The organism is Pantoea sp. JKS000250 (assembly GCF_003201065.1).
Lineage (GTDB): Bacteria > Pseudomonadota > Gammaproteobacteria > Enterobacterales > Enterobacteriaceae > Pantoea > Pantoea vagans.
The window spans coordinates 527,154-539,808 of record NZ_QICZ01000001.1 but is presented as its reverse complement, the minus strand read 5'-3'; the positions used below and the strand labels follow the sequence as shown (position 1 = coordinate 539,808).

The 12,655-nt window shown below is 50.7% G+C and carries 18 protein-coding genes; 15 read left to right on the top strand and 3 right to left on the bottom strand.

The window, feature by feature from the left end; genetic code table 11:
• Positions 1-3 precede the first annotated feature (3 nt).
• Positions 4-156 carry a transmembrane anchored protein gene (locus BY447_RS23465; RefSeq protein WP_110330442.1) on the bottom strand — a complete coding sequence of 51 codons (153 nt, stop codon included), beginning with the start codon at positions 154-156 and terminating at the stop codon, positions 4-6.
• A gap of 670 nt (positions 157-826) precedes the next feature.
• Complete coding sequence (locus BY447_RS02740; RefSeq protein ID WP_110330441.1) at positions 827-1,126, bottom strand: hypothetical protein; 300 nt, start codon at positions 1,124-1,126, stop codon at positions 827-829.
• A 218-nt stretch (positions 1,127-1,344) separates the two neighbouring features.
• On the opposite strand from BY447_RS02740, the gene BY447_RS02735 reads away from it, so the two are divergent.
• The 8 genes from BY447_RS02735 (at position 1,345) to BY447_RS02700 (ending at position 5,214) form a co-directional block, all read left to right on the top strand.
• Positions 1,345-1,587 (top strand): phage holin, encoded by a 243-nt coding sequence (locus tag BY447_RS02735; protein WP_033758113.1) that lies wholly within the window; start codon positions 1,345-1,347, stop codon positions 1,585-1,587.
• Between the two features lie 3 nt (positions 1,588-1,590).
• The gene (locus BY447_RS02730) at positions 1,591-2,100 is read left to right on the top strand and encodes a lysozyme (RefSeq protein ID WP_110330440.1); all 510 of its coding nucleotides are present in this window, start codon (positions 1,591-1,593) and stop codon (positions 2,098-2,100) included.
• A complete protein-coding gene (locus BY447_RS02725) occupies positions 2,084-2,554 on the top strand; it encodes a lysis protein (protein ID WP_110330439.1) in 471 nt (156 codons plus the stop codon). The genes BY447_RS02730 and BY447_RS02725 overlap by 17 nt, the downstream gene beginning before the upstream one ends.
• Before the next feature lie 65 nt (positions 2,555-2,619).
• Complete coding sequence (locus BY447_RS02720; protein WP_110330438.1) at positions 2,620-3,432, top strand: DNA/RNA non-specific endonuclease; 813 nt, start codon at positions 2,620-2,622, stop codon at positions 3,430-3,432.
• Positions 3,433-3,618: 186 nt separating this feature from the next.
• A complete protein-coding gene (locus BY447_RS02715; protein WP_110330437.1) occupies positions 3,619-3,807 on the top strand; it encodes a hypothetical protein in 189 nt (62 codons plus the stop codon).
• Between the two features lie 131 nt (positions 3,808-3,938).
• On the top strand, positions 3,939-4,328 hold the full coding sequence (locus BY447_RS02710; protein WP_110330436.1) for a hypothetical protein: 390 nt from the start codon (positions 3,939-3,941) through the stop codon (positions 4,326-4,328).
• Between the two features lie 275 nt (positions 4,329-4,603).
• Positions 4,604-4,855, top strand: a complete 252-nt coding sequence (locus BY447_RS02705) for a bacteriocin immunity protein (RefSeq protein WP_110330435.1) — start codon at positions 4,604-4,606, stop codon at positions 4,853-4,855.
• A 113-nt stretch (positions 4,856-4,968) separates the two neighbouring features.
• On the top strand, positions 4,969-5,214 hold the full coding sequence (locus tag BY447_RS02700; protein WP_110330434.1) for a hypothetical protein: 246 nt from the start codon (positions 4,969-4,971) through the stop codon (positions 5,212-5,214).
• 97 nt (positions 5,215-5,311) lie between these two features.
• On the opposite strand, the gene BY447_RS02695 is transcribed toward BY447_RS02700, so the two are convergent.
• Positions 5,312-5,785: a hypothetical protein gene (locus tag BY447_RS02695; protein ID WP_110330433.1), complete on the bottom strand. Its 474-nt coding sequence runs from the start codon at positions 5,783-5,785 to the stop codon at positions 5,312-5,314.
• Between the two features lie 54 nt (positions 5,786-5,839).
• Here BY447_RS02695 and BY447_RS02690 point away from each other — a divergent pair, with 54 nt between their 5' ends.
• Genes BY447_RS02690 through BY447_RS02660 form a run of 7 tightly spaced genes read left to right on the top strand, consistent with a single transcriptional unit; the run spans position 5,840 to position 12,654 of the window.
• Positions 5,840-6,274: a ubiquitin carboxyl-hydrolase gene (locus BY447_RS02690; protein WP_110330432.1), complete on the top strand. Its 435-nt coding sequence runs from the start codon at positions 5,840-5,842 to the stop codon at positions 6,272-6,274.
• A complete protein-coding gene (locus BY447_RS02685; protein ID WP_110330431.1) occupies positions 6,271-7,524 on the top strand; it encodes a PBSX family phage terminase large subunit in 1,254 nt (417 codons plus the stop codon). The genes BY447_RS02690 and BY447_RS02685 overlap by 4 nt, the downstream gene beginning before the upstream one ends.
• 18 nt (positions 7,525-7,542) lie before the next feature.
• Entirely contained in the window at positions 7,543-8,883 is a 1,341-nt protein-coding gene (locus BY447_RS02680; protein ID WP_110330430.1) for a DUF1073 domain-containing protein, read from the top strand.
• Positions 8,837-9,802, top strand: a complete 966-nt coding sequence (locus BY447_RS02675; RefSeq protein ID WP_199226916.1) for a phage minor head protein — start codon at positions 8,837-8,839, stop codon at positions 9,800-9,802. The genes BY447_RS02680 and BY447_RS02675 overlap by 47 nt, the downstream gene beginning before the upstream one ends.
• A gap of 13 nt (positions 9,803-9,815) precedes the next feature.
• Entirely contained in the window at positions 9,816-11,090 is a 1,275-nt protein-coding gene (locus BY447_RS02670; protein WP_110330429.1) for a hypothetical protein, read from the top strand.
• On the top strand, positions 11,090-11,542 hold the full coding sequence (locus BY447_RS02665) for a hypothetical protein (RefSeq protein WP_110330428.1): 453 nt from the start codon (positions 11,090-11,092) through the stop codon (positions 11,540-11,542). Before BY447_RS02670 ends, BY447_RS02665 begins: the two co-directional genes overlap by 1 nt.
• A gap of 14 nt (positions 11,543-11,556) precedes the next feature.
• Complete coding sequence (locus tag BY447_RS02660; RefSeq protein ID WP_110330427.1) at positions 11,557-12,654, top strand: major capsid protein; 1,098 nt, start codon at positions 11,557-11,559, stop codon at positions 12,652-12,654.
• Position 12,655: the final 1 nt, after the last annotated feature.

Below are 12,655 nucleotides of genomic sequence, written 5' to 3'. Positions count from 1 at the left end.
TAATCAATTCCCGCCGGGACGTGAATCTGATGAACGTCCGCCACAACGAGAGCCATCTGCTGCAGTATCATTTGCATGTTGGCAGTTGCCAGCAAAAGCTTGTGTAATTGAGCCCAGAGATAAAGCAAGGAAGAGTACTGCTAATGTTTTTTTCAAAGCATGCACCTTTGCACTTTAGTAAATTACTGGGTTAGTAACATGTACCGCCAGCATGGTGAGAACCGGTTCCACCGTGTGGATGCGTGCCTTTAGGGCATGCCATAGCTGAGCTTGAGAAAGCAAATACTGCGGTGAGCATTAAAAGAGCTGCAATCTTTTTCATAAATTTACGGCATCCTGAATGTGAGGTTGGTTAGGTTACGGTCACAACAATCTATCAGAACATTCCTATAAATTAATACTGATATATGATCAGTTCTTATGATTTAGTTTTCCTTTAAGGCGCAACTGGAAGTGCAGACATAAAATCGCCTGTTATTTTATCGTGAGCTATTTACTTTTCATGAAGCTGGGGATATGATTCTCAACAGTTGAAGTTGCGCGCTGTTGTTTAACGCGATAACTTAATCCAGTCAGTTCCATTGATTTGTGATAGTTAAATAGCCTCGCGACCTCACCAGTCGACGGGGCTTTTTCGTTATCCGCTACAGGGTATAGAGCAGGGAATATCCCTTCCCTAGGATAGGTGTTTCTAACTTCTCCGATAATAAGTCCAACGTTTGATAATTTCGTCAAACATGCACAAATCTTTTGTTGGTACAGCTCCTTGTGCCTATCGTAGCTACTCTGAAAGAGAATCATGGAATCTAATCAGTAAGCGTTCAGATTAATAACCATGGAAAAAGTATCTTATCTTGAGACATAAAAATCTTAATGCCGGCCAGATAAATTTCTTCAGCATCACTGTCCCTATGCTGACTACAACTACTGCCCATACTAAGCACAATCCATAAACTGCCGATGATTTAGCGATTACTCCGAGCTGTTCAGAGCTGAATTGAGGCATTTGGCATTCATCAAGCACTTGTCTGGTCGCAGCAGTGGCAACAGAAGCAGCAAAGGTGCCGCAAAAGCTCACAAAAAATATATAAATCCCGAGAATGATAAATCCTAATAGCTTTTTCATGATCCCTCAGCGCTATGTGAATTATGCGTATTAAACGGTCATGCAACGAAAAACATTAGCATTTAAACATTCCAACTTTTCAGAAGGCTGCCGATAGGCGGCCTTTTTTCGTTTAGCGCCCTCCCAAAATTAAATCTGATAACCCTCATTGCTGTGATGGGGAGGAGCGCTCTTTTCTTCTGACTACCTACAGCACCGCCCGTAATCACGGAGGTGATATGAGTATAGATATGAGCAAACTGGCTTCAGGCGCGGCATACGGCGCATCTGCCGGGACAATCGCCAATGGTCTGCTGACAAGGTTAAGTCCCGATGAATGGAGTGCTGTAGGCGTCCTGGCCGGTATTCTGGTCGCGCTTTTCACGCTCGGCATCAACTGGTATTACAAGCGCAAGGCCACCCTCGCGCAAATCAAAGCCCTTCAGCGCTGGCCCACTGCACCAGACATCAACGAGGAATAACCCATGGCTATGTCAAACAGCCTGCGCAATAAGCTTATTGCTGTCGCGGGTGGCGGAGCTATGGCTATCGCTACGTTATTCCTCGGCGGAAAGGATGGGGTAGAGGGGAGGGTATACGAGCCTTACAAAGATGTGGCTGGCGTGTGGACTGTCTGCGACGGCCATACCGGAACCGACATCATCAAGGGTAAGAAGTACACGGACCGTGAATGTGATCGCCTGCTATGGAATGATCTGCAGCCGGTTAAGAAGTCGGTAGATAGCATGGTCAAAGTGCCGCTGGGCGAATACCAGCGCGCAGCCCTCTACAGTTTCACCTACAACGTTGGCTCTGGGGCGTTCTCCAAATCTTCACTGCTGAAGAAGCTTAATTCTGGCGATGTAGATGGTGCGTGTGAAGAGCTACGACGCTGGATTTACGCTGGCGGCCAGAAGTGGCGGGGATTAATGAACCGCCGCGATATGGAGCGCACCATGTGCCTGGCGGAGACTGCCGATGACCTTAAAGGCTAAAGTGCTCACTGCGCTAATTCTGCTGGTTCTACTGCTGTTCGCTACCTCAGTAGCGTTCGCGCTCTATTACCGCGGCAATGCCATTGACTACAAATCGCAGCGTGACACAGCAACAAGCAATCTCAGGCTGGCAAAAGACACTATCACCGATATGCAGACACGCCAGCGCGATGTGGCTGCCCTCGATGAGAAATACACGAAGGAGCTAGCTGATGCTAAAGCGACTATCGATCAGCTGCATGATGATGTTGCTACTGGCAAGCGCCGGCTGCAGCTCAACGCCACCTGTCAGAGGCAATCCGCCACCGGCACCACCAGCATGGATGATGCAGCCAGCGCCCGACTTACTGATGCTGCTCAACGGGATTATTTCACCCTCAGAGAGCGAATCGAAGTCGCCGGTAAGCAAATAGCTGGGCTGCAGGAATACATTAAAGAGCAATGCCTGAACTAAAGCGGTCACACAAACGTACGCATTAACCAATTCGTCGAATTCAAAATTGTTTAAGAAGGGTAGGGATGAGAAGAATTTTAACACTCTTGACCGTAATGTTATTGAGTGCATGTTCTACAACGCATAAGCCGCAGACTGCAATTATGGCGGTATCTGACAACTGCGGGGTTGGATGTCCAACAGGTGGGAGTGAGCAGACAATAATTCGAAATGCGTACACGCTAAATAACAACAGCGCGACAAAATTTGCCAACTGGGTTGCGTATAAAATAACAAAATCCAGCCAGCAGGGAGGACGTGCCAGAAACTGGAAGCAAGACCCAGACCTGCCAGCATCAGATACGCTGGCTCCATCGGACTACAACGGAGCAAATGCCGCGCTGAAAGTCGATCGTGGTCATCAAGCTCCACTGGCTGGATTAGGTGCATCCTCCGACTGGCAAAGCCTTAATTACCTTTCAAACATCACCCCGCAAAAAGCCGCTCTGAACCAGGGGGCATGGGTTCGACTGGAAGACAAAGAAAGGCAACTGGCAAATCGGGCTCATATTTCAGCGGTACATGTCGTCACAGGTCCATTGTTTGAGCGTCCTGTCGGCACATTACCAAATGCTCCCCATGGGGAAATCCCCAGTGGCTACTGGAAAATTCTGTACACCGGCTCTTCACCCGCGGAAGGAAAATTTGCCGCCTTCCTGATGGACCAGGAAACACCCCGTGCGTCTAACTTTTGCGACTATGAAGTAACGGTCTCAGAAATTGAATTAAGAACAACCCCACACCTGAAGGTCTGGTCAGGCATTCCTGAGGATGTCGCTAAACAGATTAAGTCTGAGAAAGGCGCCCTGGGGCCAGACATCGGTTGTACCCTGAAATAGCCAGCAACCGTGTCGATTAGGCGATATGGTAAAATTCACAACCGTTTTCATGCGAGTGCGCCTGATGATGAATCTCTCCGACAATGGATAACGGTTAGCCACGTTGCGAATCCGGAACCATAAATTTTACTTCACTAAGAATATTCTTAGGAGTAATCTAAACCCTCAAAAAACAAAGGAGGTTTTATGCAAAGCTGGTTCTTTTCTTGGAAATACGCTGACGAAAGTGGCACGACTGCAGCAGGCTGGGATACTTTTGATATTCCTTCAAACGAAACTCACTCGGAAATAACTAAAAAATATATTCATGATGTTTCCAGTAAAACGGGCCTTGATTCCAAAAACATTATTCTCGTTGCGTTTAACAAAATCTGAATCTAACCGCCTACGGGCGGTTTTAATGAAGAAACATAGCGATAACAAGTTTGCCGCAGCCTTTAACAGATCTGTATCATGCAATGTAACAATGTGATATAAGATGCTTACTATTCAACAGGGAGTAAGCGATGAAAAAAATACTATTTGCACTGGCGGTAGTGGCGCTTGTTGGGTGTCAGGCTAAGCATACTGGGGGAGTTACAAACAACCCTAACAAGCATGCGAGTGAGGTTAATAGCAACACTCAGAAGTACGTAAACCAAGTCGGCACAGTTGATGTACCAACCTATAAACTAATGAAAGCAGACCTCTCTAACGGTGGTGAATGCACTGTATATGTTCAGCAGCGACACGGAGAGAGCAAGCCAGTGCGGTTCTGGGCTGATGAAAATAACGACCCATCTAAGTGCCAGAGGGTGGTTGGAAGTATTCTGAGCAATTTTGCAAAAATGAAGTTCCCCGTGAAGCCTGCTGACGTCCCAGAGATTACAGCTTTGCACTATCACATAGGGAGCTGATTTTTGCACCTTGGTATCAAAAAATGTAAACCCGCTTTGGCGGGTTTTTTATTCGAACGTGTAAATTTATTAAAAAGCAGATCGATGTAAAAATTAAGTTAAGCGCGCGCAGTGATCTACAAAGATGTATAGCCAAAATTGGTTGAGGGCTTTATTGACGTTGCTCAGGAGGCTATCGCTTGGGAATACCTAGTGCCTGATGAGGTGCTCAAGTCAGAACGCGTGCACGAGCAAAAGGAGTAAGATGATTTTCACCGAAAAGGAGGACATCAGTAATGAAGCTGAAACCTAGTTTTCATGATTACACGGAAGCCGAGTTCACCCAGCTTGTGAGTGAAATCTGCAGCGCTAAAGGCGGCGAAGCTCATCAGGACAAACTTCTGGAAAATTTCATTTCGGTAAGTGAGCACCCTGAAGGTTCTGACCTCATCTTTTACAGCGATGATAAGGACGCAACACCTGTCAATATTGTCGCCGCTGTTAAAGCATGGCGCAAAGCCCACGGTAAAAGTGGCTTCAAGTCATAAGTGATAAAGCCCCCTCACAGGGGGGCTTTTTTGTGGCCATCACAAGGAGCATTTGCGAGTGCGCCTGATGATGAAAAAGATAATAATGTGGTGGACTAACTCGGGAGAGCGCCATGACAGATTATGAAATTGAAGACATTGCCGGAACGATGATTCCATTTAGAAACCTCAGAGTTCTGTCTGTGGAACCCATGAAAAGACTCGTTTGGCAGTGGGGCGTGAATGGCAATGTCAGAAGTCATAGTTTAATAGTCGAAGATGGGAGTTCGTTAACAGCTACCCAGCTAAGAGGAATTCTTGATTCAGAGATACAAAGCATTATCGATAAGTATCCTGATGAAGAATTTGTGAATAAGTAGAGCTACCTAAATAAGCCGCCTCCGGGCGGTTTTTTATTGGAGCGGGTATAGCAAAATCGCGTTAGGGGCCCTGTGTAACCGGCTTGCCCCTCTCACGTCAACAGCAAGTGCTGGTTGATGAATCGGAATGTAATCTGATAGTGATATCCAGAGACTTAGACGAGACCTTTATTCCACGTTTTTTATGATAACGCATCAAGACTTTGTTCGATAAAGCGTGGGTCCACGGTGTAGGACGGAAAGCCTTTTTTTCACACACCATGCCATGAGAATTCAAGAAACTAAGCAACTCGTGCGTTCCTCCTTTACGGAAAAGGTGTGAAACAAATTTCACGCGATCATATCCCTTTTTTTGTAGTTCTATCAAAGTGCTCTGCAGCTCTTCATAGATTTCAAATACAGCGTCTTTGCCAACTGGGCAGTTTTTAAATCGCATATGAATAGTCGCTGGCTTTGAACCGTGGCTGGCAACACTGTACAGATGAAAGTAAATAGTTCTGTTCCTGATGTGTAGCCACTTGCACACCAAAATCCCTGCCAACAAGATAAGTATCAATTGAACGTAAATCATAATGCCTCCTTTATTTCCATATCGGTAGGCTGCAAGAAAAGTTTAAGGTGAATTATGGCGACCAAAGCTAAAACTGGCCGCCCTTCTGATTATCTACCAGAGGTGGCTGCTGATATCTGTTCACTGCTTGCCGATGGTGAAAGCCTGCGTAAAGTTTGTGAGCGTCCGGGAATGCCCGCCAAGGCGACTGTATTCCGCTGGCTGGCACAACATCAAGAGTTTAGAGACCAATACGCGAAAGCCACCGAGACCCGCGCCGACGCAATTTTCGAGGAGATGTTCGACATAGCAGACGATGCGACTGAGGAATCAGCAGCTGTTGCGAAAGCGCGCCTGCGCATCGACACACGAAAATGGGCACTGGCTCGCATGAACCCGAAGAAGTACGGCGACAAAGTAAGTCAGGAAATCGATCACAAGTCATCTGATGGCAGCATGGCTACTAAGCCGACAACCATCCAGTTACTGCCTGTTAAGCCTAAATCATGAGTGAAGCCGTTCAACTCCCGATCCCCGCCAAACTTGCGCCACTGTTTACCGCCATCAACAAGCGATATCGCTGCTCACATGGTGGTCGCGGCAGCGCAAAGACGCGGACGTTTGCTCTGATGACTGCCGTGAAGGCATATCAGGCCATGATGAATGGAGAGAGCGGCGTAATCCTGTGTGCTCGTGAATTCATGAACTCGCTGGAAGAGTCGAGCATGCAGGAGGTCAAGCAGGCGATATTGTCCGTGCCGTGGCTGGCTTCCAATTTTGACATTGGCGAGAAATACATCCGCACCATCGACAAATCGGTAACTTATGTCTTCGCGGGACTTCGGCACAACTTGGACAGTATCAAGTCCAAAGCACGAATCCTGCTGTGCTGGGTGGACGAAGCCGAGTCAGTTAGTGAAATTGCCTGGCAGAAGCTCAGCCCAACGGTGCGTGAAGAAGGTTCAGAGATTTGGGTGACCTGGAACCCTGAGCGCGACGGTAGCGCCACCGATAAGCGATTCCGCAAAGAGGCTGGCGACGATTGCGTTACCGTCGAGATGAATTACACGGATAATCCGTGGTTTCCCAGCGTGTTGGAAGGCGAGCGTATGAATGACCAACGCCGCCTTGACCCAGCAACTTATGCTTGGGTGTGGGAAGGGGCTTATCTGGAGAACTCCGATAAGCAGGTGCTGGCTGGGAAATACCGAATTGCTGAGTTCTCGGAAAACCTCTGGAAAGAAGCGGAGCGTTTGTTCTTCGGGGCCGACTTCGGTTTCGCCAAAGACCCGAACACGCTGGTGCGCTCCTTCATCCTGCACAACCGGCTCTATATTGAATATGAAGCCTATGGTCAGCAGACCGAGCTGGATTACATGCCAGCTTTATACGACACCATCCCCGGTGTGCGCGAGTGGCCTATCAAAGCAGACTCTGCGCGTCCGGAAACAATCAGCTATCTCAAGCGGCAGGGATTCAACATATCAGCCGCTGAGAAGTGGCAGGGCAGCGTTGAGGATGGCATCGCTCATCTTCGTGGCTTTGATGAGATCATCATTCACCCCCGTTGCAAGAATGTCGCACGTGAAGCCCGCATGTGGTCATACAAAACTGACCGCATTACCGGCGAGGTGCTGCCGAAGCTTGCTGACGGAGATGAGCACTGCTGGGATGGCATCCGCTACGGTCTCGATGGTCACATCAAGCGCAAAGCCCAAACGATGGGCATGATGATCCCCAAGCGCCTTCAAGGTAAATAACCCACCAACGGACAAACCATGACTGACAAACTATCACTAGCCGTCAATCACGCGCTGAATGACGTCAGGCTTGCCCGTGCTCGCGCTATGGCGTTCAATCCCGGCATGGGGCTGGATGTGAAGCGTGAGAGCGCATGGTGCGAATACGGCTTCAAAGAAGACCTGACATTCGATGACCTGCACAAACTCTACCGTCGCGGCGGTATTGCTCACGGCGCGGTTAATAAACTGGTTTCAAACTGCTGGAAAACTAACCCTCAGGTGATTGAGGGTGAGCAGTCTGACGAATCACGCGACCTGACTGCATGGGAGAAGACCAGTAAACAGGTGTTCACCCATCGCTTCTGGCGAGCATTTGCTGAAGCTGACAAACGACGATTAGTTGGCCGCTGGGCTGGCATCCTGCTGCACGTTAAAGACAGCAAAAAATGGGATGAGCCAGCTGTCAAAGGAAAGGCGCTACAGAAGATTACGCCGGTATGGGCCAGCGCGCTAAAAGTTGGCAGCCGTGACAATTCCGGCACCATAACCATGTGGCAGTACACCGAATCGCTTACTGATGGCAGCACCGCGCAACGCAAGATCCATCCAGACCGCGTGCTGATTATCGGCGACATGTCAGAGGATGCTATCGGCTTCCTTGAGCCGGGGTACAACGCCTGCGTGAGCCTAGAGAAAGTCGAAGGTGGCTCAGGAGAGTCATTCCTCAAAAACGCTGCCCGTCAGCAGAATATCAACTTCGACAAAGAGGTCGATTTCAACAATCTGGCCTCCATGTACAGCGTGACGGTTGAGGAGCTGCAGGAGCGCTATAACGAAGCCGCACGCGAGATTAACCGCGGCAACGACACGCTGCTAATCACACAGGGCGCTCAGGTTACCTCAATGGTCAATGCGGTTTCTGACCCATCACCAACTTATGACGTCAACCTGAAGACATTCAGCTCATCAGTTGATATGCCTTCTCGCATCATCGTCGGCAATCAGTCAGGTGAGCGTGCCAGCACAGAAGACCAGATTTACTTTAATGGCTGCTGCCAGTCTCGTCGTGGCGACCTGTCATTCGATGCAGAGGATATGGTCGACAAGCTCACCTATCTGCAGATCATCAAGCCGGTCGCTAAGTTCAGCATCGTGTGGGATGAGCTCAACGAGCAGTCACCATCTGACAAGCTGGATAGCGCGGTGAAGATGAGCAATATCAACCAGACATCGCTGGCATCTGGCGAGCAGGTATTTACGGTTGATGAGATTCGCGTGGCCGCAGGATATGAGCCAGGCGGCAGTGAGCCACTACCGGAGGGCGAGGAAGATGGCGAAACTGAAAAGGAAACCGAAGCCAGCGATACTGCCGGCTAACAAGCTCGACCCTACCGGCGTAGATCGGCTTGAACGCGGCGCGATGCGTGATTATGCGAAGCGATTGAAGCAAATAGGCGCGCAATACATCGAACTGCTCAATCGGATTCCGGCAGAACCCGCAGTAAACCAGCGATACACCTTCCAGTTAGACCCGACCTTGCTTTCGATGCTCTTGCAGAACGGCGATTCACTCGTTGATGAAATCCTGCTGCAGGGTGGTGAGTTTAATCCGTGGCTGTTTCAGGACTACGTATCGCCATCGTATCAGCGCGGCACGGCGCAGGAGTTTGCCAATCTCGCTCAGCAATCTGCAACCTATGAGGCGTATCGCGGTAGCGTGCAGGATATCCTTCTCAGTGATGCGTATCAAAACCGCCTGGTGCTTGTCAGGGCGCGCACGTTTGAAGAGATGAAGGGCCTATCGGCTGATGTTGAGCAGAGCCTGTCACGGGTGCTGACTGACGGCATTGGTCGGGGCCAGAACCCGAAAGAAGTCGCCAGACGCATACGTGATCAGATTGGCATTGAACAGGGGCGCGCTAACCGCATCGCCCGAACCGAGATAACAACGGCGTTACGCCGTGCACGCTGGGATGAGCATGACTCAGCCAGTGATGATCTCGGGCTGAATGTCATGCTGCTGCACCTGTCAGCATTGAGTCCCACGACCCGCCAGACGCACGCTCTGCGTCACGGCAAACTTTACACCTCAGAAGATGTCCGCGACTGGTACAGCATCAACGGCAATGCGATCAACTGCAAATGCTCTCAGGTCACTGTGCTGGTTGATGAGAAGGGCGTGCCGCTCAATTCCTCTGTAATCGATATCGCCAAAAAAGAGTTTACCCAGACATGGGGCAAGCGGATGGCAACCAACAAATCACATCACTGCTGCGACCTTAAGCACGCGGCTTAATTGAGAGATAACCATGACTATGCAGGTAAACGTCACCACCAGGGTGAACAGTCAGGCTATTCGCCGTGAAACTTACAACGGTCGTGAACATCTGGTTCTGCCGAGTTACACGCTGCCGGCCAACGTTGTGATGAACGGCGGGCTTTATTCAGCATCGGAAATTGACGCTCATTATCAGGGGCTGGAAGGCACGCTTGCACCGCTTGGGCATCCGACGGTTAACGGCCAATTTGTCTCAGCTTTCTCACCTGAGGGCATCAACGCCGGTCACATCGGTGCGTGGAACCGCAACGTGAAGAAATCAGGAAACCGCGTATATGCGGAAAAATGGGTCGACACCACAGTTGCCAACCAGAGTGAAGGCGGTCGAGAACTTCTTGAGCGCGTATCCGCCATTGAACGCGGTGATGATGTTCCGCCGATCCACACCAGCGTTGCCGTTTTCCTTGAGCAACTGGAAGCCAATACTGAACAGAAGGCACAGGGCATCGAGTGGGTCGCGAAGATTAACGCGATGGACCATGACGCCATCCTGCTCCATGAGGTGGGTGCTGCACAGCCAGAGCAGGGTGTTGGCCTGATGGTTAACGCTGACCAGGCTAAAACGCTTCAGGCTAATTCTGGCGCGCTGATTGGAGAGTCATACCGCGAACGCGAACGACGTCTAGAGCAGGCCGCCCGCGATAAGTTTGCAACGGGCCCGGACGATTACGCGTGGATTGCTGACTTCACCGATTCTCAGGCGATAGTCATCCGCAATGGGGGCGATGCGCAGGTTTACGGTTACACCACTGAAGGCGGCAAGATCACCTTTGACGATACCGGCTCTAAAGTTACCCGCCAAGAATCATGGGTCGCCATCGTAGCTAACAAAGTTAAATCCCTTTTTACGCCGCAGGATGCTCCTGCAAAAAACCACCAAACGGAGGGCGATATGCCTTTAACCAAAGAAGAACTGGAACAGATTGGCACTATCGTCAGCGGCGCAATCGCTGCTAACAACGAGGCGTCACTGAAGCCAATTACCGAAGCGCTGGCAGGCATTCAGGCCAATCAGAAAACACTTTCCGACTCCCTGACCGCTAACTCCCGCGCTGAAGAGAAAATCAAGCGTGATGCTGTATCTGCAGTCCACGGTGAAATAGTGGCTAACGCATTATCAGGTGAGGCGCTGGAAGCGATGTTCAAATCACTTGGCGAAGCTGCCCCACTGGGTACCAACTCCGCCAAAAACCCACCAGTGACCGGCGCACCGGATCCGGCTGCTTACTTCGGAGGTGATGCGTAATGGCACGTTATCGTCGCGTTAACATCGACGGTCAGTCTCTGTACAAGACCGAAACTCGCGTTACTGCTGCAGCTCTGCTGCCGGGTACTGCGGCTGTCATCAACGACGACAATGAGTTTGCGCAGGCTACCGCGCTGGCCGGTCGTCTCTACATCATTGATGTTGCCTACCATCAGGGCCTGAAAATCACTGAAGCAGTCCCGGCTGGCGACTCCGCTGTAGGTAACTACGTGGAAGAAGGTCGCGAGCTGGCACTCCTGTGTGCTGCAGGCACCTACGGCAAAGACGCCCCGATCAAGCTTGGCTCGAACGGTCAGTTTACCAAAGCGACATCTGATACCGATTCGGTAATCGGCTACAGCCAGGATGAAGCAACTATCGCCGCAAGCTCTACCGACTTTATCCGCGTGCGTATGCGCGTCGGCACCGTTGCCGCAGCTGCTGGCGCTTAATCAGGAGAATAAGAATGTATTTTACCGCTGAAACACTGGCTGCTAACAGCCGACTGCGCGGACACTGGAACGAGCTGTGGGCGAACCGTGACATCTTCAACGCTCAGCACGACATGATGGTCAACGCGTTCCGCACGCGCATGACGCATGAAATGCTGGCAGCGAATGCCATCGGCGGCTTCACTCGCGAATTCTGGGCTGAGATTGACCGCCAGATTATCCAGATGCGAGATCAGGAAATTGGGATGGAAATCGTCAATGACCTGATGGGCGTGCAGACCGTTCTGCCAATCGGCAAAACCGCGAAGCTGTATAACGTGTCTGGCGATATTGCCGATGACGTATCAATCAGCATCGATGGTCAGGCGCCGTACTCCTTCGACCATACCGAGTTCGGTTCAGACGGCGACCCGATCCCGGTGTTCACCGCAGGTTATGGCGTTAACTGGCGTCATGCTGCAGGCCTGAGCACTGTCGGCATCGATCTGGCGCTGGACTCTCAGGCTGCCAAGATGCGCAAGTTCCACAAAAAGCGCGTCGACTTCTACCTGAACGGCAATGAATCCATCTCAGTTGATGGCTACAAAGCGCAGGGCATGAAGAACCACCGCAACACTCAGAAAATCAACCTGGGTAGCGGCGCGGGCGGCGCGAATATCAATCTGACCACAGCGACCCCGGCGCAACTGCTTGCATTCTTCGGTCCAACCGGCCCATTCGGTATCAATGCGCGCACGAACAAAGTGACCGCATACGACAAGATGTGGGTCAGCCCTGAAATCTGGGCGAACATGGCGAAGCCTTACCTGGTAGACATTAACACCGGCACAAATGCAATTCTGAGCGGCACAGTGCTGGATGCGATCAGCAAGTTCATCCCGGTTAAGTCTATCCAGATGACTTATGCGCTGTCAGGCAATGAGTTCATCGCCTATGAGCGCCGTCAGGATGTTATCTCGCCGCTGGTTGGCATGGCGGTCGGTGTTGTTCCACTGCCGCGCCCAATGCCGCAGAGCAACTACAACTTCCAGATCATGTCTGCGGAAGGCTTGCAGATTAAGAAGGACGGCGAAGGCCTATCCGGTGTGGTCTACGGCGCGAACCTCGCATAAG

Excerpts from the sequence above, each read along its gene's own strand:
- BY447_RS02740 (WP_110330441.1), bottom strand. The coding sequence starts at position 1,126 with ATGAAAAAGCTATTAGGATTTATCATTCTCGGGATTTATATATTTTTT.
- BY447_RS02735 (WP_033758113.1), top strand. The coding sequence starts at position 1,345 with ATGAGTATAGATATGAGCAAACTGGCTTCAGGCGCGGCATACGGCGCA.
- BY447_RS02730 (WP_110330440.1), top strand. The coding sequence starts at position 1,591 with ATGGCTATGTCAAACAGCCTGCGCAATAAGCTTATTGCTGTCGCGGGT.
- BY447_RS02725 (WP_110330439.1), top strand. The coding sequence starts at position 2,084 with ATGACCTTAAAGGCTAAAGTGCTCACTGCGCTAATTCTGCTGGTTCTA.
- BY447_RS02720 (WP_110330438.1), top strand. The coding sequence starts at position 2,620 with ATGAGAAGAATTTTAACACTCTTGACCGTAATGTTATTGAGTGCATGT.
- BY447_RS02715 (WP_110330437.1), top strand. The coding sequence starts at position 3,619 with ATGCAAAGCTGGTTCTTTTCTTGGAAATACGCTGACGAAAGTGGCACG.
- BY447_RS02710 (WP_110330436.1), top strand. The coding sequence starts at position 3,939 with ATGAAAAAAATACTATTTGCACTGGCGGTAGTGGCGCTTGTTGGGTGT.
- BY447_RS02705 (WP_110330435.1), top strand. The coding sequence starts at position 4,604 with ATGAAGCTGAAACCTAGTTTTCATGATTACACGGAAGCCGAGTTCACC.
- BY447_RS02700 (WP_110330434.1), top strand. The coding sequence starts at position 4,969 with ATGACAGATTATGAAATTGAAGACATTGCCGGAACGATGATTCCATTT.
- BY447_RS02695 (WP_110330433.1), bottom strand. The coding sequence starts at position 5,785 with ATGATTTACGTTCAATTGATACTTATCTTGTTGGCAGGGATTTTGGTG.
- BY447_RS02690 (WP_110330432.1), top strand. The coding sequence starts at position 5,840 with ATGGCGACCAAAGCTAAAACTGGCCGCCCTTCTGATTATCTACCAGAG.
- BY447_RS02685 (WP_110330431.1), top strand. The coding sequence starts at position 6,271 with ATGAGTGAAGCCGTTCAACTCCCGATCCCCGCCAAACTTGCGCCACTG.
- BY447_RS02680 (WP_110330430.1), top strand. The coding sequence starts at position 7,543 with ATGACTGACAAACTATCACTAGCCGTCAATCACGCGCTGAATGACGTC.
- BY447_RS02675 (WP_199226916.1), top strand. The coding sequence starts at position 8,837 with ATGGCGAAACTGAAAAGGAAACCGAAGCCAGCGATACTGCCGGCTAAC.
- BY447_RS02670 (WP_110330429.1), top strand. The coding sequence starts at position 9,816 with ATGACTATGCAGGTAAACGTCACCACCAGGGTGAACAGTCAGGCTATT.
- BY447_RS02665 (WP_110330428.1), top strand. The coding sequence starts at position 11,090 with ATGGCACGTTATCGTCGCGTTAACATCGACGGTCAGTCTCTGTACAAG.
- BY447_RS02660 (WP_110330427.1), top strand. The coding sequence starts at position 11,557 with ATGTATTTTACCGCTGAAACACTGGCTGCTAACAGCCGACTGCGCGGA.